The 24,766-nt window shown below is 73.3% G+C and carries 2 protein-coding genes (1 of these 2 running past the window's edge); both read right to left on the bottom strand.

From position 1 onward, the window contains the following. Positions 1 to 15,194 carry the 5' portion of an SDR family NAD(P)-dependent oxidoreductase gene (locus Q2K16_RS00285; RefSeq protein ID WP_302742747.1) on the bottom strand. 8,815 nt of this gene lie to the left of the window's left edge, so 15,194 of the gene's 24,009 nt are visible here — the first part of the coding sequence; the start codon lies at positions 15,192 to 15,194; its stop codon lies beyond the left edge, outside the window. Continuing rightward, positions 15,191 to 24,766: an SDR family NAD(P)-dependent oxidoreductase gene (locus Q2K16_RS00280; RefSeq protein WP_302742746.1), complete on the bottom strand. Its 9,576-nt coding sequence runs from the start codon at positions 24,764 to 24,766 to the stop codon at positions 15,191 to 15,193. Before Q2K16_RS00280 ends, Q2K16_RS00285 begins: the two co-directional genes overlap by 4 nt.

Below are 24,766 nucleotides of genomic sequence, written 5' to 3'. Positions count from 1 at the left end.
TGGTTGATGCCGGAGCCCCGGATCACCGCGTGGATGTGGTCACCGTCGGCCAGGGCGTCGGACAGGCGGCGCAGCACCAACACCCCGACGCCCTCCCCGGGGACGAATCCGTCGGCGGACGCGTCGAAGGTGTGGCAGCGGCCGGTCGGCGACAGCATGCCGGCCCGGCCCGCCGTGAGGTAGGTGTTCGGCGTCGTCTGCACACTCACGCCACCGGCCACTGCCAGTTCCGTCTCGCCGCTCCACAGCCCCTGACAGGCCAGGTGAACGGCGACCAGTGAACTCGAACAGGCGGTGTCCACGGCGATCGCCGGCCCGTGCAGGTTCAGGTGGTACGCCACCCGGGCCGGCACGACCGACAGCGCGTTGCCCCACGCCGCCTGAGCGGGCGGACGGTCGTCGAACCACTCCCGGTAGTCGCCGTTGGTACAGCCGACGTAGACCCCGCAGCGCCTGCCGTCCACGGCCGGCCCGGCGTAACCGGCGTCCTCCAGCGCGGCCCACGCCTGCTCCAGGAAGATCCGCTGCTGCGGGTCGGTGTAGGCGGCCTCCTTGCCGGACATCCTGAAGAACCGTCCGTCGAACCGGTCGATGTCCTCCAGGAAGCTGCCCGCGCGACAGGTCAGGTCGGCGTACTCGGGCCCGGACAGGTCCCAGCGTTCGATGTCGCCGACCAGGTCGTCACCGGCGGCCAGGTGCTCCCACAGCGCGTCCACGTCGGGCGACCCGGCGAACCGGCCACTGATGCCGATGATCGCGATCGGCTCACGTCCGTGCCGGTCGGGCTGTCCCCCGGTGGCCGATGCCGCTCTCGCCGCAGGAGCGGGAGCGGGCTCGACGCCCGACTCCGGGGCAGGTACGGCGTCCGACGGCACGACCGACGCGGGCGCGGTGGACGGCTCGGGTCCGGCGGGCGGTGGCAGGGTGGGGCGGTGCTGTTCGGTGATGTGCGCCGCCAGCAGACCCACGCTGCGGTAGTCGAAGATCACCGTGGTCAGCAGGTCCAGGTCCAGCAGCGTGTTGAGTCGCTGGACGAAGCCCGCGCCGACGATCGAGTCCAACCCGTAGTCGGCGAAAGCCCGATCCGGGTCGATGTCCCCCGCCGGCACCCGCAGCGCGCCGGCCAGCTCGGCCAGCACGATGCCGAAGACCTCCGCGACGGGAGCGCCGGCGCCGGCAGCGGGAACACCGGTACCGTTCGCCGGCCGTGCCGACCCGGGCTGCGCCTCCGCCTCCACCTCGGGTGCCCCCTCGCGCGGCAGGCGTACCAGGCCGTCGCTGTACGCGACCAGGATGTGCTGGCCGAGCTGCTCGGCATCCGTCGCCGGCGAGCTGATCCCCCCGAAGCCCTCCTGACGCAGCACCTCGCCCCAGGCCGAGGGCGACAGCGCCGGGACACCGGGCACCCGCAGCTCGGCGTCGGCGTACTCCCACCAGCCGTCGAGCAGCCCGAACGTCAGGTGGTTGACCAGATGGAAGCCGCTGATCTCGTTCAGGGCCAGCAGGCCGCCTCCGCGCAGCAGCGCCTTGGCGTGGCGGAGAGCGAGGCGCACGTCGGCGGTCGCGTGCAGCACGTTGGCCGCGATGACCACGTCGTAGCGGCCCTGCGCGAAGCCCTGCCGGGTCGGTGGCACCGCCACGTCCAGCACCTCGTAGGCGACGAACCCGCGGCCGACGCCGAAGGTGTCCGCAGCCCGGTGCAGGAAAGCACGCGACAGGTCGGTGAAGCAGTACTCGACCGGCAGCAGCCCGGCGGCCTCCAGCCGGTCCAGTACCGGCCGGGTGGTGCCACCGGTGCCCGCGCCGATCTCCAGGATGCGCAGCGGGGCGTCCGGCTCGGCGGCCCGCCGGGCGCGTAGGTGGGCGAGCACCTGGTCGGCGAGCACCGCGTTGAGGTGGGCGGCCACGCGGTTGTCCCGGTACACGCCTTCGACCAGGTCGAGCGAGCCACCCGGGAACAGCACGTCGGTGGCGGGCAGATCACCGCGCAGCACGCTGGCGAGCGCGGGCACGGTACGGCCGAGCAGGTTCAGCGACGTCCGCAGGTCGGGGTTGGCGGCCACCCAGGTACCGGTGGAGGTCTCCCACGCGTCCCGCAGCGGTACCGCCTGACCGCCGTCCGGGCAGTTCACGGTCCAGTGGCCGCTGTCGTCCACCAGGCCGTGCCGGGCAAGTTCGGTCAGCATCGCGGTGAGCCACCGGTCGTACTTCGGTGCCACGACGATCGCTGCCGGCTCGTCGAGACCGGCGTGCCGCAGTTCGGCGGCCACCCACCGGCACAGCGCGGTGTCGATCCGTGCCGGCACCGGTCCACGTTGGAAGTCGGCGAGCGCGGCAGGCAGCGGTACCCGAACGGGCTGCGCCCGGCCCGGCGTCATCGGCTGCACCCGGAGCGTCTCGGCGGTCAGCACACCCTCCACCGGCAGTGGCCATCCGAGCCGCATGAAGCCGATCTGGTCCAGCGGCCCGGACAGCAGGCGCTCCACGGCGGCCATCGCGGTGGCCGGATCGATCGGCGCCAGGCCGAGTGCGGCCATCTCCCGGATCCGCGCCGTGCTGACGTTGCCCCAGTAGCCCCAGTTCACCACCTTGACCGGGCGGCCGAGCGCCGCCGCCAGCCCGGGCGCGGCGGCGTCCAGGAAGGAGCAGGCGGCCGCGTAGTGGGCCTGGTGGGCGTTGCGGACATGGCTGACCAGCGAGGAGACCAGGAGGACGAAGTCGAGCTCCACGCCGGCGAACACCTCGGCGAACCGCAGACACGGGTCCACCTTGGCGGCCAGGGTCGCCTCCAGTTCCGGTCCGGTCACGTCGGTCAGCCGGGTGTGGCTGAACGTCATCGCGAGGTGGATCACGCCATCGATCCGGCCGTGGCGGGCGAGCACGTGGTCGCGCACGCGGACGAGGTCGGCGGGGTCGGTCACGTCGGCTCGGAGGTAGACCGGGGTTGGTCCGGCCGCCGCCACCCGCGCCATCCTCGCCCGGATCTCGTCGTTCTCGGCGCGGCGCCCCACCCAGACGGTGTTCGCCCGGTACCGGCCGGCCAGGTACTCGCTCAGCTCGACGCCGAGGTCACCGGCGCCACCGGTGAGCAGGTAGACGCCGCCGTCGCGCAGAGCGGAGGCCCCGGCCACCTCGCCCGGCTCGACCGGCACGAGGTACCGGCGTGACCACTGTCCGCTCCGGCGGGCCAGCGGAAGCGCCCGACGGTCGGCGGGCAGGCCGAACACCTCGCCCGGGACGAGCGGCTGGCCGCCGGTCAGGTCGACGGCGCGGAACCCACGCCGTGGTTGCTCCTTCGCGTAGCCGCCGAAGAGCCCGTGCAGGGCGGCCTGGGCCGGATCGACGGGCCCGCCCCCGGGAGCGAACGCGTCCCGGGTCAGCAGCGTTACTTCCAGGTCGTCGTCGGGGAGCTCGCCCAGCGTCCGGAGTATGTCCACCGCGCGCCGGGCCACGGCGCGCTGGGCGTCGATCCGGGCGGCGGCGAGATCGTCGGTCACCGGGGTGGGCACGGCGAACACCACGCGGTCGTAGTCGCCGGCGTCGGGCGGCACCTCGGCCGAGACGGTCACCTCCGCGACCGCCTCCAGTGCCGTGATCTCCTCGGGGCGCAGACCGATCGCGAGGATCCGGCCGCCATCCGGGGTGCCCTGCGGACGCACCGGTTCCCACACCGTGCGGAGGGTGAGGTCCCCGGCCGGCAGCCTGTCGGCGGCGGGCACGACTGGCCCGGCGGGCGCGGACACCGCACCAGCGGGGACGGTGGCCGGAGCCGGAGGGACGGTGCCGGAGTCGGTCAGCAGGTCGGTGTACCAGTACCGGTCCCGGGCGAACGGGTACGCTGGCAGCGACACCCGGCGCGGGATCGGGCCGTCCGGGTACAGCAGCCGCCAGTCCACCGCGATCCCGCCGACCCAGGCCTGCGCCAGGGGCTCCAGCCGGCCACTTGCCGCCCAGCGCGCGACGGTCCGCGGAAACTCCTCGTCGTCTGCGAAGGCCGCCAGTGTCCCCTGCGGCCGTTCCCCGGTGCCCAGGTGGGCGCCCCGGGGCAGCCGACCACCCCTGGCGCACACGTCCAGCGCGTCGATCAGGGTGGGCAGGTCGGCGACCACGGCGGCGAACCGGACCGGCATCGCCTCGCGGCCGATCTGGAGCGTCCAGGCGATGTCGGCCAGGTCGGCGTCCTCCCATGGGCCTTCCCGCAGCGCGTCCCGCAGACGCCGCGCGTACTCCCGCAGCCTCTCCTCGTTCATCGCGGACAACACGGCGATCCGTGGCCCGGACGGCTGGACCCCGGGACGAGGCGCGGTGTGCTCCTCGACGATCAGATGCGCGTTCGAACCCCCCGCGCCGAACGCGGACACCACACCGACCCGGGAACCGCCCTCGGGGCGGGGCCACGGCGCGGCGTCACGCCGCAACACGAACGGGGTCGTGGTGAAGTCGATGTCCGGATTCACCAGCTCGGCGTGCAGGGACGGGACGAAGGTGCCGTGCCGCATCTGTAGCAGGAGCTTGCTCAGACCGACGACGCCGGCGGCCGCCTCCACGTGCCCGATGTTGGACTTCACCGACCCGATGGAACAAAACCCCCGATCATCGGTGAACTCGGCGAACGCGGCGGTCAGCCCCGCGATCTCGATCGGATCGCCCAGCGCGGTGCCGGTGCCGTGCGCCTCCACGTAGCCGATCCGGCGCGGGTCCACACCGGAGGCGCGGTACGCCCGCCGGATGACCGCCGCCTGCGCCTGCGGGTTGGGCACGGTGAAGCCGTGGGTACGGCCACCGTGGTTGACCGCACTACCCCGGATCACACCCAGGACTCGATCGCCGGCGGCCTCGGCGTCGGCCAGGGGACGCAGGAGCACCGCGCCCACACCCTCGCCGGGCACGTACCCGTCGCCGTCCGCGCCGAAGCTGCGGCACCGACCGTCGCTGGACGCGAAGCCCGTCTGCCCGATCATCAGGTACTTGCTCGGGTGCAGCGACAGGTTGACGCCTCCGGCCAGGGCCATCCCACACTCACCGCGAGCGATGGCGGAGCAGGCGAGATGGATGGCCACCAGGGCGGAGGAGCACATGGTGTCGACGGCGATGCTGGGTCCGCTCGCGTCGAGAAAGTAGGACACCCGGTTGGCGATGGAGGCCAGACTGCCCGGCACGACCAGTGGCTCGCCGTGCACGTTCTGCTCGGCGCCGTAGAGCTGGTACTCGGAGTACATGGCGCCAGCGAAGACACCGATGTCGCCCGCGTCCGCGCCGGCCCGGCTCCGGGCGGCGGCGCGCAGCGAGTCGCGGGTGTAGCCGGCGTCCTGCATCGTCTCGTACGCGACCTCCAGGAACAGCCGCTCCTGCGGGTCCATCGCGGACGCGGCGGACGGGGAGATGGCGAAGAAGAGCGGGTCGAACCCGGCGACGTCGTCCAGGAAGCCGCCCCACCTGGCGTACGTCTTTCCCGGGGTGCCCCGGGTCGGGTCGTACCAGCGGTCGTGGTCCCACCGGTCGGCCGGGATGTCGGTGACGCTGTCGACGCCGGCGAGCAGGTTGGCCCAGAAAGCGTCGAGGTCACGCGCGCCCGGGTAGCGCCCGGCCATCCCGATGATCGCGATCGGCATGCTTTCGTCGGCCCGGCCCTCGGCCGGTGTGCGGGTGAGCGACGACGCGCCGACCTCGGGTGCTGACCGGACAGGCCCGAGCGCGGGCACACCGTCCGCCGACGGGACGGCCTGCGCAACGGTGGCGGCCGGGTCGGGTACGACGGGCGCGGCGGCGAGGCCGACCAGCGCCGCGAGCGCGTCGGGCTGGGTACGCGCGAAGTGCCGGGCCAGCCCGTCGATGGTGCGTACCTCGAAGAAGAGCGTGCTCCCCACGCCGTCCAGCTCGGCGCGCACCGCGTCGGTGAGCTGCACCACGAGGATCGAGTCGATGCCGTACCTGTCGAACGTGACGTCCGCGCTGACGGCCGCCACCGGTAGCTGGAGCACGCCCGCGACCAGCACGCGGAAGTGGTAGCGGGCACTGTCGAGCAGTTTCTCCTGCCATGCCTCGTCGAGGGTCGGTGACCCGGCCGGCACGGCGGCGCACCCGGGCGGTCCGACCTGCGCGGGCGGCCCGGGCGGGACGTCGGATACCGGTCCGGCCTCGGGAAAAGCTTCGGTGCCCGGTGGCACCGGCTGGCGCACCAGGCCGTCGCTCTCCGCCACGAACACCTGCTGTCCCAGGTCATCGGCGCCCTCGGCGGCGACGAAGGCGGACCGGAACCCGGTTTCCGCCAGCACCCGCAGCCAGTCCTGCGCGTGCAGGCCGGGCGAGCCGTCGATCCGCACGCCCGGGTCGTCGTACCGCCACCAGCCGTCGAGCAGGCCGAACGTGAGGTGGCTGAAGAACACGTTGTCACTCAGCTCGTTCAGCAGGAGCAGGCCGTGTGCGCGCAGTGCCGCCTTGCCGTTGGTCAGGCTGGCCCGGATGTTGCGGGTGGCGTGCAGCACGTTGGTCGCCACCACCACGTCGAAGCCGCCGATCGGCAGGCTCTGCTCGGCCAGTGACCGTTCCACATCGAGGATGCGGGTGTCCAGGTACGGCGCGGACGGTCCGTACGTCTTCTTCGCGTGCAGCAGGAACGCCTTGGACAGGTCGGTGTAGCAGTAGGTTTCGATCCGGTCGCGCCACGGGGCGAGGCGGTCGAACAGCATCGCGCTGGTGCCGCCGGTCCCCGCGCCGATCTCCAGGATCCGCAGGCGGGTGTCCGGGTCCTCGGTGAGGCGTCGCCGCAGGTACGCGAGCAGGGTGTCGGCGAGCACGCTGTTGAAGTAGTCGGCGACCGGGTTGTTCCGGTAGACGGCCTCGACCAGTTCCAGCGACGAGTTCGGGAACATGACGTCGGTGGCCGGGCGCCGCCCGGTGAGGATGTCGGTGAGCGCGCGCACCGTCGTGTCCACCAGCACCGCCTGCGGTCGCCGGCCGGCGGCGGTGAGCCACACTGCCCGGTCGGCGTCCCAGCGCCGCCAGGCGGCGTCCAGGTCGACCAGTCCGGTCCCGCTCTCGCTGGTGGCCGGTCCGGAGGCGGCGAAGCGGTCATCGCCGAGGGCACGGATCAGGCCCGCCCGTTCGAGGACCGTCAGTGTGTGGCGCAGCCAGCGGTCGTACCGGGGCTCGATCCCGCCGATGCGGCGCCACTGCTCGACGGTGGCGGCTCGGTCGCCGGCGAAGAGGCCCAACGAGCGGATCAGCGCCCAGGTGATCCGGACCAGCGCGTCCTCCATCACGCGGGCATGCCCGTCGGCCGCCGCACGGACCCGCTCGATCTCACCGGTCCGGTCCGGGCGACCGGCACGCAGCACCTCCACGGCCGCCGGGGCGGTCGCCGGGAGCCGGGTGAGGAGGGACGGCTCGTACCAGGTGGAGATGCTGCGCGAGTCCGCCGCCTTCAGCAGGGCGAGCCGGTGGTACGGCGTGGTCAGCAACGTGTCCAGTGCCGACATGCCCTCGTCCGGCTCGATCGATCCGAGACCGAGCCGTGCCATCCGTTGCCGGTACCCGTCGGCGGCCACGATGCCGACTCCGCCCCAGTAGCCCCAGTTCATCACCTTCACCGGGCAGCTGAGCCGGTCAGCCAGGCTGTCCGCGTACGCGTCGGCGAACGTGCAGCCCGCCGCGTAGTTGGCCTGGCCGGGGGCGGTGAAGAACGCCTGCATCGAGGAGAAGAAGATCACAAACTCCAGTGGCTGGCCGGCGAACACCTCGGCCAGGTTCACCGCGACGTCGGCCTTGGCCGCGTACGTGGTACGGAACCGCTCCTCGTCCATCCGGGCGACGCTCCGGTCGCCCAGCACGATCGCCGAGTGCAGCACACCGTGTACCGGACCGTGCCGGCGAACGATCTCCTCACACGCCCGCCGCAGGTCGACCGGGTCGGTGGCGTCCGCGGACACGTAGTCGGGGCGGGGGCCGTACCCGGCGAGTGCGTCCTGGCGTGCGGCGATGGTCGCGTCCAGCGGTCGACGGCCGATCCACACCACCCGGGTGCCGTGCCGCCGCAGCATGTGTTCGGTCCACGCCACGCCGATACCACCGGCGCCGCCGATGGCGACCACCACCCCGTTGGGCGCGGACGGCCACCCGGCCCGCGTCGCGTCGGCTGCCCCGGGCACCCGCGTCGGGTCGGCGACCTCGATCAGACGCGGGCGGTACCACTCGCCGCGGCGACGGGCCACGAGCATGCCCGACGGTACGGCGGGCGCCGCCAGGACCACGTCCCACGGCACCGCCTCCCCGGCCGGTACGTCGACCGGGCGGACGCGCCAGTGCGGGTACTCCTTGGCGAGTGAGCCGAGCAGCCCGTGGACCCCCGCGTGCTGCGGGTGGACGGCGTCGTCACCCGGCACCCGGCAGGCCTGCCGGGTCACCGCGAGCAGTCCGACCTCGCGGCCGTCGCCGCCGTCGGCGAGAACCGCCTTCACGAGCCGGAAGAGGCTGAGCGCGCCGTCGTCCGCCGACGGCTGCTCCGGGGCGAGCCAGACCAGCAGGTCCAGGTCCGTGGGCAGGGCGACGGTCAGGTCGTGGTCCGACAGCACCGCCTCCGGCAAGCGCCTCCGGAACGCGTCCCGCTCGGCCGCCGTGCCGCCGACCAGCGACACCCGGCGCCCGGTGAGCACGTCGCGGGGCTCTCCCTCGGGCAGCGCGTCCCAGACCGGGGCGAGCAGCGCGGTCCGTACGGTGGCCGGTGCCGCCGCCCGCCGGAAGGTCAGCCCGCGCAGGCTGACCGCGACGTGACCGTCGGCGTCGCAGACGTCGACGTCGACCTTGGTGATCGCGCCGCCGTAGCCCGGGTGGCCGGTGTGTCCGCCGCCGTCGCCCGGATCACCGGCGTACCGCAGGTGCGCCCACATCGCGCCGCTGGTCGACGCGAACACGTCGACGGCGTCCACCGCGAAGGGCAGCGCCGGCGCACCGCCCGGCTCGCCGAAGTCGCCGGTGGCGTCACCGAAGAGGCCGACCACCGCCTGCACGGCGCTGTCCAGGATCGCCGGGTGCAGCGCGAGGTCACCCTCGCCGACCCCGTCGGGCAACCTCAGACCGGCCAGCACCTCGCCGTCGCCGACGGCGAGACCGTCCAGGGCCCGCAACCGGTCCCCGTGCCGGATTCCGACCGCGTCCAGGGCGGCACGGCACTGCTCACGACTCAGAGCACGGACACCGCAGCGGACGCGGACGGCGTCCAGGTCGACACGTGTGGCTGGACCCGTCGCGGCGAACCGGCCCTGGGCGTGCGTCTCACCGCCGTCGCGCAGCACCCGGAACCCGTCGCCGGTCCGCGTCACGGTCAGCTCGGCACCATCCGCGCCGACCGGGAACGGGGCGGACCAGACCAGGTCCCGCAGGCCGAACGGGACGCCGCTGCCGCAGGCGCGGCGGGCGTACTCGATGGACAGCACGGCTGGGAGCACCGCGCGACCGCCGACCACGTGGTCGGCGAGGAAGAACTCGGCGCCGGTGAGCCGGGTCCGGTATGCCGGCTGGTCAGCCGTGCCCGGGGTTACCCAGTAGCGCTCCCGCTGATACGGGTAGGTCGGTAGCGGCACGATGCGCCGGGCCTCGGGTGGGAAGCAGTCGGCGGGACTCAGCGCCTCGCCGCGCACGTACGCACGGGCCAGTGCGCGCGGCATCAGCCCGCCGATCGGCCCGCCGTCACCCGCGTCGGTGCCGGGCAGACCGGTGAACACGTCGTCGACGGCGGGCGCATCGACGAACCTCTCGTCGGAGGTGTCGCTGGCGAGCCAGGCACGCAGCCGCTCGACCAGGCGTGGCAGCCCGTCGCACACCACGGCCAGCCGGCACGCCATCGGCTCGCGGCCGGCGGCGAGGCTGTACGCGACCTCGTCGGCCCGCAGCCCCGGCTCGGTGCCGAGGTACGCGACCAGCCGTTCGGCGACCGACCGCAGGGCCGCCGGGGTGCGCGCGGAGAGCAGGTAGGCCAGCTCTCCGGCTGCCGCGTCGGGACGGTCGGCCGGCGGGTACTCCTCCAGCAGCACGTGCGCGTTGGTGCCGCTGGCGCCGAACGAGCTGACCACGGCACGGCGCGGCCCGTGCCGTGGCACGGTCCACGGTTCGGCCCCGGTCACCACCCGGAACGGGCTGCCGGCCAACGGGATCGCGTCGTTGGGACGTTCGAAGTGCAGGCTGGGCGGTATCCGCCGGTGCCGTAGCGCCAGCAACGCCTTGATCACTCCGGCGATGCCGGCGGCGAACTGGGTGTGCCCCACGTTGCCCTTGATCGAGCCGAGCGCCACGCTACCCGGGCCCACCCCGGCGAAGACACGGCTCAACGCACGGAACTCGATCGGGTCGCCGAGCTGCGTGCCGGTGCCGTGGGCCTCGACCAGCTGGATCCCGCCCGGCTCCACACCCGCCGCGGCGTAGACGTCGCGCAGCAGCCGCTCCTGTGAGAGCGCACTGGGCGCGGTGATGCCGTTGGTGGTGCCGTCCTGGTTGAGGCCCGAACCGCTGACGACGCCGTAGACGTGGTCGCCGTCGCGCTCGGCGTCGGCCAGGCGCTTGAGCACGACGGCGCCCGCGCCCTCGCCTGGTACGAAGCCGTCGGCACGGGCGTCGAAGCTGTGGCAGCGGCCGGACGGCGACAGCATGCCGGCTCGGCTCGCCGACTCGTACAGCCGGGGGGTGGTCTGCACGAACACCCCACCCGCGATCGCCAGGTCGGCGGTGCCGGCGGCAAGGTCCCGACAGGCCAGGTGCAGGGCGACCAGCGAACTGGAGCACGAGGTGTCCACGCTCAGCGCGGGCCCGGTGAAGTTGAGCAGATAGGCGATCCGGGAGGCGACTACCGAACCCATCGTGCCCCAGAGCCCCTGCGCCGGTCGGGTACCGGCCCGACTGACGTGCTCCGCGTAGTCTCCGGCGTAGCAGCCGACGTAGACGCCGGTGCGATCCCTGGTCAGCCGTGCGCCAGTCAGCCCGGCGTCCTCAAGGGCGTTCCAGCACTGTTCCAGGAAGATCCGCTGCTGGGGATCCATCACTGTGGCCTCGACGCCGGAGATGCCGAAGAACGCCGGGTCGAAGGTGTCGATGTCACGCAGGAAGCTCCCCTCGTGACAGGTCACCTCGGCGGCCAGCGGCCAACGGGACACGGGCTCGACCAGGTCGACGCCGGCCAGCAGCCGGTCCCAGAGCGCTCGCGGGTCTTCGGCGTCGCCGTACCGGGCGGCCAGACCGACCACGGCGATCGCCGCACCGCGACCGGTGCCGGTGCCGGGTGTGCCGGCGTGGGTGGCGCCCGCCGGCCCGGGGCCGCCCCCGGCGACCGCCGGTGCGGCGGCTGTCGTGACACCCGTGGCCACTGCGGTGACCCGCCCGGCGGCAGCGGTCGGCGCTGCGGTGGTGGCGGCACCGTTCTGGGCCGGGCGGATGGCGACACGGTCGACGAGGAAGGTCCGTAACCGGGCCAGGCTGCCGTGGTCGAACAGGTCGGTCGTGGTCAGGTCGGCACCGAGCGTCTCGTTGAGCCGGTGCACCAGGCTGACGCCGAGGATGGAATCCAGGCCGTAGTCCGCGAAGGGACGCCGACGGTCGATGTCCCCGGCCGGCATGTCCAGGATTCCGGCCAGCTCGCCCAGCAGGATCCGCTCGACCTTCGCCGCGTCGGGATCGTCCCGGGCCGGCACGGCGGGCGTCTGCTCGCCTCCGGACCCGGGCAACGGCTGGGACCACGACTCCGGCTCCGACTCCGACTCCGGCTCGAACCAGTAGGCACGGCCGGCGAACGGGTACGGGGGCAGATGCACACGGGCGGGCGGGACGCCGTCGTCGTACAGCGCCGTCCACTCCATCGGCATGCCCCGACTCCAGAAGCCGGCCAGCTCCGTCCACTCACGGGCGGCGATCCATCGCTGGACCAGGGCCCGCAGTTCTGGTTTGCCAGCCAGGGCGGCCAGCGCCTCCGCAGCGACCTGCACCCGGCCACGCCGCCACGGTCCGTCGCCTCCGGCGTCCGCCAGGTACGCGCGAAGCTGCCCGCGCCACTCGTCGACGTGCGAGGCGACGAAGCAGACGCGTTCGTCCATCGCCTCCCGCCCGGTCTGAAGTGTCGCCGCGACGGCCGCCAGGTCGACGTCGTCGCGGCCGGCGAGCCAGTCGACCAACTGCTCGACCCTGGCCCGCAGGTCCTCGGGTACCCGCGCGGACAGCGGCAGCAGCACCGGGGCGGGTCGACGCGCAGGCCGGTCGGGCACCCGGACGTGCTCGGCGACGATCAGGTGCGCGTTCGCACCACCCGCACCGAACGAGGAGACGCCGGCTGTGAGGGGACGCCCGTCCGCCGGTCGGGCCCAGGCACCGGGCGCTGTCTGCAGGGTGAACGGGGTGGCAGCGAAATCGATGTCGGGGTTCTGCCGCCCGGCGTGCAGCGTCGGTGCCAGTTCGCCGTGCCGCAGTTGGAGGACCACCTTGGTGAGCCCGGCGATTCCCGCCGCCGCTTCCAGGTGCCCGATGTTCGACTTGATCGAGCCGAGCGCACAGCCGCCGGCCACACCGGCGTCCGGCGCGAACGCCTCGGTGAGACCGTCCACCTCCACGGGGTCACCGAGCGCGGTGCCGGTGCCGTGGGCCTCCACGTAGCCGATGTCCGCCGCCGTCACCCCGGCGCGGTCCAGCGCCTCCCGGATTACCGCAGCCTGCGCGCGCGGGTTCGGCACCGTGTACCCGTTGGTGCGTCCCCCGTGGTTGACGGCCGAGCCCAGGATCACCGCGTGAATCGGGTCGCCGTCGGCCTCCGCCCGGGACAGTGGCTTGAGCAGCACCGCGCCCACGCCCTCGCCGGGCACGAACCCGTCGCCGCCCGCGCCGAAGCTACGGCACCGGCCATCGGTGGCCAGCATCCGTGAGCGGGACAACTCGACGAAGGTGGACGGGTGCAGGTAGAGGTTGACGCCGCCGGCGATGGCGAGATCACACGAGCCGCCGCGCAGGTGCTCGCACGCCTCGTGGATCGCGGTGAGCGAGGCCGAGCACATGGTGTCGACGGGCATGCTGGGCCCGTGCAGGTCGAGCAGGTAGGACACCCGGTTGGCGAGCGAGGCGAACGACGTGCGCGGTGCGCGGCGTGGTCCGGACCCGACCGGCGGACGGTTTCGGTCGAACCCGGTCTTGGTCACCCCCACGAACACCCCGACCCGGGCCCCGAGCCGCTCGCGGGTGTAACCCGCGTCCTCGATCGCGTTCCAGGCTGCCTCCACGAACAGGCGTTCCTGCGGGTCGATGTCGGCTGCCTCGCGGGGAGCGATACGGAAGAACGCCGCGTCGAAGCGCGCGAAGTCCGACAGGAAGGCGCCCCATTTGCCATAGCTGGTTCCCGTCTCCACCGCGCGCTGCGGATCCGGCTGGTAGAAGCCGTCCAGCGACCACCGGTCCGCAGGGATCTCGGTGACGCTGTCGCGGCCGGCGCGCAGGTTCTCCCAGAGCGCGTCCGGGGTGGGTGCGTCCGGGTAACGCCCGCTGAGACCGATCACCGCGATCGGCTCGACAACGCCGGCCGGGCGGCTGCGGGCGGGTGTCCGCCCCGGCTGCGATCCCGTCGTGGACCAAGTCACGGACCGTACCCCGGTCGTCGACGGCACCCTGGCCACGGACGGAGACCGGGGCGCGGACGCCGGGGCGGCATCGGCATCGACACCGGCGTCGTCGGCGAGCCAGCGCGCGCATCCGTCCGGGTGCCGGTCGGCGAGGTACCCGGCCAGGTCGTTGAGGGTCGGGTGCTGGTACAGCACCGTCTTCGGCAGCGCGGTGAACCAGCGGGCGAACCGCTGGTTCAGCCGGGTCACGGTGAGCGAGTCGATGCCGAAGCGGTCCAACGGCAGTGCGGCGTCGAGGCGGTCGGCGTCCAGCCGCATGGTCGCGGCGATGAGTTCCTTGAGTCGTACCACCACCCGTGCCCGTAGATCCGTCGTGGACTCCGGGCTGTCCGCCACCGCCACCGTGCTCCCCCCGTCGATGTGCCCCTCGTCGATCACGGTGACGTGCGCGGCACCCAGCGCCAGTGCCCCGTGCAGTGTCTCCATGGCCGCCGCCGTCGACAGCGGCCGGCCGAACCGTTCCACCAGCCGAGGCAGTTCGTCGGCCGGCACGCTCATCCCGCCGTCACGCCACAGCGGCCAGCCGACCGACACGCCCACACCGCGCCGCCGGCCGGACGTGACCAGGCCCGCCCGGTGTGCCAGGTAGGCGTCCAGGAAACCGTTCGCGGCGGCGTACCCGGACTGGCCGGCGTTGCCGAAGGTGCCAGCCGCCGAGGAGAACGCGACCAGGAAGTCCAGCGGCAGGTCTCGGGTGGCCTCGTCCAGGTGCACCAGACCGGCCACCTTCGGCGCCAGTACGGCCTGGAAGTCCCGGTAGGAGACACGGATCAGGTAGTCGTCGCGGATCAGGCCGGCGGCGTGCAGGACCCCGTCGAGCCGACAGCGCGTACGGAACACGTCGGCGACGAGTTCCCGTACCGCGTGCGCGTCGGTGACGTCCACCTGACGGTACCCGGCCGGATCGTCGCCCTGCTCCGAGCGCCCGCACCGGATCACCGTGGCCCCCGGCGCGTGCCGGGTGATCTCGGCGGCGAGAAGCCGGCCGATGCCACCGGCACCACCACTGATCAGATAGACACCGTCCGGCTTCCAGGGCGGTGCCGCAGGCACCGCTGCGGCTGGGGACCAGCGGCGCACCTGCCGTCCGCCGGCCGTACGGCGGACGTGTTCGTGTGCCGCGTACTGCTCGGCGGCAAGCGTTTCGGCGATCTCCGTGCCGCCCGGGTCGTGGTCGAACTCGATGAGCTGCCCACGAAACGACGGATCCTCCTCGGCGGCGGTACGCAGCAGCCCCAGCAGTCCCGAGAAACCTGTCGGGGCGTCGGCCCGGCACACCACCTGGACCAGGCACGACCCGCGCTCGGGCCGACCGAGCAGCCGCTTGATCTCGGCGAGGAGCCGGGTCGCGCCGTGTTCGTAGGCTGCTGCCGGCCCGTCCTGGGCGCTCGTCACCTCGACCACCGAGACGCGGGGCGTCCGGTCCCGTACCACTGCCGCTTCCGTCGCGTCGACGTCACACAGCACGATCAGGCGCCGGTCCGCGGCCCCGACGGCCGGTACGCCGAGCGGCTCGCTGTGCCAGCCGGGCACGCGAAGCAGGGTGCGGCTCACTGGCGGCTCCTCGTGGAGGGGGCGATCGGTCGGGGCAGCAGGCCGTCCAGAGCGTCCGGGCTCGCCCGGTTGTCCAGCACCGCCGCCAGCAGGGTGGCGCCGAGGTCCGGGTCGAAGGCCGGCGGATCCACCGGATGCGGGGTCGGGGCCACCGATTCAGGACCGACCGGGACCGGAGCCGCGGCGCTCGCCGGTACCCAGTGGCGCTCACCCGCGAACGGGTACGTCGGCAGGGACACCACCCGCCGCTTCCCGGGTGGGTGCAGCGCGGTCCAGTCCACCGACTCGCCGGCGCACCACAACCGGATCACGCGGCCCAGGTCGCCCTGGTGCAACGCCTCCCGCACCGCCGGGGTCGAGGCCGGGTCACGCCGGACGCCGGTGCCACGTGACCGGGGCAGCCGGCCGGTGTGCCCGCCAGGCACCCGGTCACCGGCCAGGAACCGGTCCAGTGCCGCCACCACCTCATCCATCGTGGACGCGACGAACCCGAGCCGGTGCTCCATGCCCTCCCGACCGAGCTGCAACGTGAAAGCCAGATCTGACAGCGTGGGCGCTCGGCCCTCACTCCGGGTCAGGTGAAGGTGCCCGTGCAGGCGGGCCGCGACGGCCCGCAGGCGATCGTCGTCGCGGGCGGAGAGCACCACCACCTGCGGCTCCGGATCGGTCGTCGTCGGGACTGCCGGCGGCGGCGCCTCCAGGACCACGTGGGCGTTCACGCCGCCGAAGCCGAAGCTGCTCACACCCGCGCGCAGCGGCCACACCTGTCCGTCCGGGCCGGTTCGCGGCGTCCACCGGCGTCGTTCCCGGACCACCTCGAACCCGCTGCCGTCGAGCCGCAGGCCCGGGTTGAGTTCGGCGCAGTGCAGTACCGGCGGCAGTTCGCCGTGCCGCATGGCGAGCAGCACCTTCACCACACCGACCAGGCCGGCCGCCGCCTCGGCGTGCCCGATGTTCGTCTTCACCGAGCCGAGCCCCCGGGCCACCAGGGGCGAGCCACCGAGTTCCCGGTACGCCGTGGTGAGGGCGTCCACCTCGACAGGATCGCCCAGCGCGGTGCCGGTCCCGTGTGCCTCGACGTAGCCGACGCTGTCCGGGTCCACGCCGCGCATCGCCATCCGGATGACCTCGTTCTGGGCTGTGGCGTTCGGGGCGGTCAGCGAGGCGGCCCGACCTCCGTGGTTCTCCGCGCTGCCGAGTACCACGCCGTGCACGACGTCGCCGTCGCGTAGCGCCGCATCGAGTGGCTTGAGCAGCACCGCTACCACTGCCTCGGCCCGGACGTACCCGTCCGCGCCGGCCGCGAAGGCCCGGCACCGACCGGTCGGGCTGAGCATGCCGGACATCTGGGTGGCGGCGAACGTGTCGACGCTGAGCAGCAGGTTCACCCCACCGGCAACGGCCATGCCGCAGCGTCCGGAGCGGACACTCTCCACCGCCCGGTGCAGCGCCACCAGTGAGCTCGAACAGGCGGTGTCGACCGGTTCGCTCGGGCCGCGCACGTCCAGCAGGTAGGAGACGCGGTTGGCGAGGACGGCGTGCGAGTTGCCGGTGGCGGTGTAGCCGTCCGGCGCGACCCCACTGGCGTTGAGCAGGTGGTGGTAGTCGGTACCGGAGACGCCGACGAAGACGCCGGTGTCGACGGGCAGACGGGCGGGCGGGTGGCCGCCGTCCTCCAACGCGGCCCACACGGCCTCCAACACGAGCCGCTGCTGCGGGTCCATCAGTTCGGCCTCAAGCCGGGACACGGTGAAGAAGTCCGCGTCGAAGCGGTCCACGCCGTCGAGCCGGCCCGCGTACCTCGGGAAGTCGGAGCCGGCCACGAGGGGGGCGTACCGCTGGTCGAAACGGTCGTCCGGGTAGCTGGAGACGAGGTCGTCGCCGGCCCGCAACCGTTGCCAGAAGGCCTCGGGGTCGTCGGCCCCGGGAAAGCGTCCGGCCATGCCGACGATCGCCACCGTCAGGTCGTCCCCCGGCCCTCCGCCGCCGCTGGTCCGGCGTGCGTGGTGGGCACCGGCACCGCCGAGCGGTCCGGCCGACACGTGTGCGGGCGGCACCAATGCAGCCGGTGGCGGTGCGGGCGCACGCCTGGGCATCTGGTCGCCGATGCGGCGCATGAGGGTCCTGATGTTGGGACACTCGAAGAACCACGACGGACGCAGATCCACGCCGAGCGCGCCACTGAGCTCGGCGGCCAACGTGGTCAGCATGATCGAGTCGAATCCGAACGCCATGAAGTGCGTGTCCTCGTCCACCTCGGAGCCGTCGGCCTTGAGCAACCGGGCCACCGTCTGCCGGACCGTCTCCAGCACGCCGGCGGCCTCCCGCGTCCCGGTCACCTCGTCGACGATGGGCGGCGCGCCACCGGGAGCCACCGCCAGGAGCTGCCCGCCGTCCGTCGCACAGGTCGACACCGGATGGGCGACCACGTCGGCGGCGGCGGCCAGTTCGTCCGGCAGATCGGTCACGAACTCCGCGCCGCTGATCCACCCCACCGCCCGGCCCTCGCCGTCCAGCAGCCGCACGTCCACCGCGTCCGGGCCGGTGCGCTCGACGAGCAACATCCGCGTCCTGCCACCGTCCGCGACGAAGGCCGTGTCGACCCGCCGGACGGTCACGTCGCCGCGGCCGAACAGGTGCTGGACCCCTTGCAGCAGACTCGTATCCACCCAGGCGGGTACCCGCACCTGCCGGGGGTGCCGGTCCTGCCGCTGTGCCGGCTCGCTCACCCGCAGGAGCAGGCGGCCGTCGGGTAACTCGGCGACGCCGTGGACGCCGAAGGCGTACGGACGGCAGTCCACGCCGAGTTCGCCGAGCCGCGCGACGAAAGCCTTCTGGCCCATGGTGTCCGGTGCGGTGCTGGCCGGGTCGAGGTGGTCCGGCCCACTTCCGTGCGGCGTCAACTCGGCGGTGAACACCAGCGCCCGGTCGGCGGCCCGGCGCAGTTCGGCCCGATGCGTCCCGGACGGCGTCGGGGTGAGGCTCCAGAGCAGCTCCGTCTGGTCGGCCGGGGCGGGCAGGGTTGCCCAGCGGGCGTCACGCACCGCCCACTGCCGCTCGCCGAGACCGGCCAGCCGGGCGAGGGCCGGGGCTGCGTCGAGGAGCGCCGTGGTGGCGTAGCGTCGGTCCCGGTGCAGCGCGTACCCGTAGTCGAGCAGTTCGTCGCCGCGCAGTGCGAGCCGGTAGCAGATGCCGGCCAGGCCGGACTCGTTCGCGCCGACCCAGGGATGCGAGCGTCGGGCGAAGGCCAGCGGGTGCAGCACCGTCGGCGCGTCCGGGGCCTCCGGGTACCAGCAGCGGATCCGGTCGAAGGGGTAGCCGGGCAGCGCGAGCCGGGTGGGCCGCGCCACCGGTGGCCAGAGCACGTCCCAGTCCACCTCCGCCCCGGCGATCCAGTCGTCGGCCAACGCGGCGAGGTCTCGGTCGCGCAGCGCGCGGGTCACGGCGGCCGGGTCGGGGGTGCGCTGCTCACGCATCGTGCTCGGGGTGAAGCGCACCCCGTCGGGCAGCGTGGGGCCGTCCTGCCAGGGCAGGGCTGCCAGCACGGCGAGGGTCCGGGTCGCGTGCGCCGGGTCGGTGGCGACGAACGCGAGGCGGCACGGCAGCTCGTTCTTGCCGGTCTGCGACGCGTACGCGAGCGAGTCCAGACCCGGGGTGGTGTCACTGACGTACGCGTGCAGGTCCCGCAGCACCCGGCCGAGCGCCCCGGGCGTGGTGGCGGAGACCGTCAGCAGTTGGGGACGTCCGGTTTCCGCCGCGCCCCACGCCACGGCCTCGTGCTCCTCGACGATGATGTGCACGTTGGCGCCGCCGGCACCGATCGAGGTGACCCCGGCCCGGCGCGGCACGGTCTCGCCGTCGATCACCGGTCGTCCCCACGTGGTGCGCTCGCGCTGCACCGCGAACGGGGTGTTCGCGAAGTCGATCCCCGGGTTGAGCGTCTCGGCGTGCAGCGACTTGACGATGGTCCGGTACCGCAGCTGTAGCAGCACCTTGGTCAGGCCGGCGATCCCGGAGCCGGAGAGCAGGTGGGCGATGTTCGACTTCACCGAGCCGATCGCACAGAACCCGCTGTCGGCGGTGTCCCGCCGGAACGCGGCGGTCGCCCCGGTGATCTCGATCGGATCACCGAGTGACGTGGCCGAGCCGTGGCCCTCCAGGTAACTGATCGTCCGTGCGTTCACGCCCGCGTCGTCCAGTGCGCGCTCGATGGCCCGGGCCTGCTGGGTGGGACTGGGCACGGTGAATCCGTTGCGAATTCCGGCGTTGGTCATGCCGGTGCCACGGATCACGCCGAGGATCCGGTCGCCGTCCGTCTCGGCCGCTGCGAGGGGCTTCAGCACCACCATGCCGACCCCCTCGCCGAGGAGGGTGCCGTCGGCGCCGAGGCCGTAACTGCGCAGCAGTTCCGCGGACTTGGTGGTGAAGTGGGCCTGTGAGGTGGCGATCACGTCGTACGGGTGCAGCATGAGATTGATGCCGCCGACGACGGCCATGCGGCACTCGCCCTCGCGCAGCATCCGTACCGCCTGGTGCACGCAGGTGGAGGACGAGGCGCACATGGTGTCCAGGAACATCGACGGTCCGGTGAGTCCGTAGAAGTAGGACAGCATGTTGGCGAAGACACCGATCTCGCTGCCGCTGGTGACGGCACCGCGCACCAGCATGTTCTGGAAGCCGTACAGTCCGTAGCTGTTGTTCATCGAGCCCACGAGCACGCCGACGTCCCCCTGGTAGCGGCGCTGGATCGTCTCCCGCGAGTAGCCGGCGTCCTCCAGGGCGGTCACCCCCGCCTGAAGCAGCAGTCGCACCTCCGGGGCGATCCGTTCCGCCTCCCGCTGGGAGATGTTGAAGTAGCGCGGGTCGAAGGCGTCGATGTCGCGCAGGAACGTCCCGGTGCGGACCACCGACTTGCCGAGCACGTCTCGCTCGCTGCGGTAGAGGTCGGCGTGTGGCCACCGGTGCGCGGGCACCGGCTCGAAACGGTGCCGGCCGTCGCTGAGCAGTCGCCAGAACTCCTCGACCGTGTCCGCGCCGGGGTAGCGGCCGGCCAGGCCGATGACCGCGATGTCGTGCGTGCCCCGCTCGTCGCGGCGTCGCGCGCGTCCGGCGTCCCGGGCGGGTGACTCCGGCGTGTCCAACCGGACGACCGGAGTCGCCACGGCGGCGGGGGTCGGCGTGTCAGGGACCCGCGTCGGCGCCGGGACCGCCGCGAGCGGCTCCGGGATCCGGGACCGGTCCGGGGTCGGTGCCGGTGCCGGGGTCGGGGTCGGGGTCGGGGTGAACATCTGCCGCAGGCGGTCCCGGTGCTCGGCGAGCAGGTACCCGGCCACCCCACGCAGGTTGACGTGCTCGAAGAACAGCGTCTTCGGCAGGGAACCGAAATCGTCCTCCAGCCGGCTCGTCACGTCCACGATGACCAGCGAGTTGATGCCGTACTGCTCCAGTTTCTGATCGGCCCGGATCCGCTCCGGCTCCTGTCCGGTCAGCTCCGCGAAGAGCGCACGCAGATGCTCCTCGGTCCGCGCGGCCAGGTCGCTGTCGTCGAGCACGACAGCGGCGGCTGCGGGGGCGGTGGAGGCGGATACGGGACGGGTCTCGTCCACGACCAGGCCCGCGTACCGGCGCAGCCTGTCCCGCTCGCCGTACAGCACGACCCGCTGTGCGGGCGTGTCGGTGTGCATGGCCCGCTCCAACGCAGCCAGCGCCGCTGGGGTGGGCAGCGGGACCATCCCGTTCGTCTTGCGCAGGTACGCCTCGGTCGCCGGGTCCACCCGCATCCCGCCGTCGGCCCAGAGCGGCCAGTCGACGACCCGGATCGCGGGATCACCGGCCGCGTACGCGTCCAGGAAGGCGTTCGCCACCGCGTAGCCGGCCTGCGCCGCGCTGCCAAACGCGCCGGCCACCGAGCCGAACAGCAGCAGGAACGAGGCACCGTGGGTCCGCCTCACCTCGGCCAGGTGCACCGTACCGGCCAGCTTCGGCGCCAACGGCACCACCGCCTCGTCGACCGGCTTGGTGACGAGGTACCCGTCGTCCAGCGTCCCGGCCGCGTGGAAGACGCCGTCGAGGCGGCCGTACGCCTGCCTGATCCCTGCTGCGACCGCGCGCACGTCGGTCGGGTCGGTGACGTCCACCCGGCGGTAGACCACCCGGTCGTCGAGCTCGGCGGGCGTCGCCTCCCGACGACCGCTGAGCACGACCGTCGCGTCGTACTCGCGGGACAGGTGTCCGGCCACCAGGCGGCCCACACCGCCCGCACCGCCGGTGATCCAGTAGACGCCGCCGCGCCGAAGCAGCGGCTCGGTACCGGCATCGGCGTCGCCCAGCTCCGATGCCTGCCGGCACCGACGGCGGTCCGCCCGGTCGTAGGCGACCTCGGTGTCCGGGTCCCCCAGTTCGGCGCGGACGATCCGCTCGAACCGCGCGGTGTCCCCGGCGGCGAGATCCTCGACCAGGACGAGTTTGCCACGCAGCGCCGGATTCTCCTTGTGCGCGGTTCTCAGCAGCGCGGCCAGTGGCGCGTACCCGGGATCGTCCGCCCGGCCCGGCGCCGTCAGCACCACCCGCACGGACCGGCCGAGCAGGTGCTGGAGATGCTGGTAACAGGCGCGGAAGGCGGCCGTCAGAGTGGCCACCGGGTCCCCCGGGACGGGGGCGGGCAGCGGGAGGAGCTCCGCGTCCAGGCGGTCGGCGACGTCGCGCGCGGACCGGTCGTCCAGGGCCGCGTTCAGCAACACGAGGGTCCCGGGCACACCGGTCGACGCCGGTGCGGCCTCCCGCCACACCTGCCGCACCTCGATCAGGTCGCCGTCCGCCGGACGGGTCCGCCCGCCGGTACCGGCACCGTCGCTCGACGGGCGTGACGTGTAGCCGCGCAGCCGGGCGACGGTGCTGCCGTCCTCGGCGTACAGGTCGACGTCCACCTTGCTGGCCGGGCCCGCCGGGACCTCCCGGAACACCGCCGTGACCGTCCCGGGTGTCGCGGCACACACGGTCAGTTCGTCGAGGGCGAACGGCATGGCGACCGCGTCGGGCCGCCGCCAGCCACCGCTGCCGGCGCCGACCGCCAGGGCCGCTTGAAGTGCGCTGTCCAGGATCGCAGGGTTGAGGTACCAGCCGGTGGACGTCCCTGCGGGCACCTCGATCCGGGCCAGGATCCCGTCGTCGCCACGGCGCACCTCGCGCATGCCGCGCAGGGCCGGCCCGTGCACGATGCCGCTGGCCCGCAGTGCGGCGTAGCCCTCGGCGACGTCGAGCGGTGCCGGGTACCGCTCCCGCAGTGCCGCCAGGTCGATCCGGTCCGGTCGGGTCTCGCCCGTCGACAGGCGTCCGGCCGCGCAGCGCGTGCCGTCGGCACCCAGCACCGCGAAGTCGTACCCGTCGGGCGTGCGGGTCAGCCGCAGTTCGGCGCTGAGTTCGTCGCCGGTGACCGTGAGCGGGCGGGCCCAGACCACGTGCCGCAGCCTCGCCGCTCCCGGCGCGACCGCCGGTTCGGCGGTGGCACCGGCGGCGAGGACCAGGTCCAGCACCGTGACGCCCGGCACGATCCGCGTGCCGTTCACCACGTGGTCACGTACGACGTCCTGGCTCGCCGGGAAGCGCAGCGGGAACGTCCAGACGTGGGCGTTGCGGCGGCCCGGCCCGACGATGGTGTGCGGCGCGGCCGTCGGCGCACGGTGCGGCAGCGGCGACGGCACGGGGGGCACCAGGGCGACCGGCGCGCCGTTCGGCGGGGCCACCGGCGAGGTCGTCGGCGCACCGTCCAACGGACGGAACCAGTACCGGGTACGGGCGAAGCTGTAGCCGGGCAGGTGCACCCGCCGGCCGGTGGTGGGCCACTGTGACCAGTCCACCGGTAGTCCGTGCACCCACGCGGACGCCGCCTTGTCGGCCCGGCCCTGCTCCCGCCACCGGGCGGTGAGCACGGTCAAGTCGGCCTCCTCCAGGCCGGCGGCCGGCTCGGCGTGCCCGGCGAGGCAGCCGACGGGCGTCCGGTCGCCCCGGGCGAGCGCCTCCAGTTGCTCCGCCCACCCGGTGAGGTCGTCCGCGTGGAACACGACGCGCTCGGGAAACGGCGTCCGGCCGTGCCGCAGCGTGTGCGCGATGTCGGCGAGGGTCGGCGGCTCGGGGCCGGCTTCGCGTGCCCGTACCCAGGCGGCGAGGACCGCGCAGAGTTCCCTCAGCCGCTCCGGGTCCTGCGCGGACACCGGCAGCCATTGCGGACCGGCGGTCGTCTCCATCGGCGGCGGTGACGGCGGGGATTCCAGCACGGCGTGGGCGTTGGTGCCGCCGAAGCCGAACGAGCTGACGCCAGCGCGCAGCGGGCCGTCCGGCGCGTCCCAGCCGGCGGTGCTGTCGACGATCCGGAAGGGGGTACCCTCCAGCTCGATCAGCGGGTTGAGCCGGGTGAAGCCGACGGTCGCGGGCAGCCGCCGGTGCCGCATCGCCAGGATCACCTTGAGGATGCCGGCCACGCCGGCCGCGCCCTCCAGATGGCCGATGTTGGCCTTGACCGAGCCGATCCCGCAGCGCTGGTCGGTGGTGTCGTCGCCGAGTTCCGCGAAAGCCCGCTTCAGGCCACGAATCTCGATCGGGTCGCCGATCGGGGTGCCGGTGCCGTGGGCCTCGACGTAGCTGACCGTGCCCGGATCGATCCCCGAACGCCGGTACGTGTCCACGATCAGATCGGCCTGCGCGCTCGAACTCGTCACGGTGAGCGAGCTGGTCCGGCCACCGTGGTTGGTGCCGATCGCCTTGACCAGGGCGTGGATCGGGTCACCGTCACGGATCGCGTCGGCGGCCCGTTTCAGCATCAGCATGCCGCCGCCCTCGCCACGCACGTAACCGTTGGCGTCGGCGTCGAAGGCCCGGCACACGCCGTCGGGGGAGAGCATCCCGGCCTTGCTGAACGCCACGAAGTGCCGGGGCGACCAGATCAGGTTCACTCCGCCGGCCAGCGCCTGGTCGCAGTCGCCGGCGAGCAACGCCTGTGCCGCCTGCTGCACCGACACCAGCGAACTGGCGCAGGCGGTGTCGTTGACCACGCTCGGCCCTCGGAAGTCGAAGAAGTGGGAGACCCGGTTCGCGATGATCGAGTACGCGGCCCCGGTCGGGTAGTAGGCGTCGATGGCCGGGAGCTCCAGTTCCATCAGCTCCGCGTAGTCCCAGTGGCACACCCCTACGAACACACCGGTACGGGACCCGGTCAGCCGATCGGCGCGGTAGCCCGCGTCCTCGACGGCGTGCCAGGAGAGCTCCAGTGCCAGTCGCTGCTGCGGGTCCATCAGCCGCGCCTCACGTGGGGAGACGCGGAAGAAGTCGGCGTCGAAGCCGGCCATGTCCTCGACGAAGCCGCCACGCACACTGCTGGTCTTGTTCCCGTCCCGGCGCGGGTCGCCCGCGTAGTCGGCGGCCCGCCAGCGCTCCTGCGGAACCTCGCTGATCGAGGAGCGGCCCTGGTCGAGATTCGTCCAGAACTCGTCCATGGTGCGTGCGCCGGGCAGCCGCAGCGCGACGCCGACGATCGCGAGGTCGGTGGCCGTGGTCCGGGCTGAAAGTGTGTGCTCCAT

The sequence above is a fragment of the Micromonospora cynarisoli genome (assembly GCF_030518815.1).
GTDB classification, from domain to species: domain Bacteria; phylum Actinomycetota; class Actinomycetes; order Mycobacteriales; family Micromonosporaceae; genus Micromonospora; species Micromonospora wenchangensis.
The sequence above is the reverse complement of the archived record's forward strand: the minus strand, read 5'-3'. Positions and strand labels throughout refer to the sequence as shown.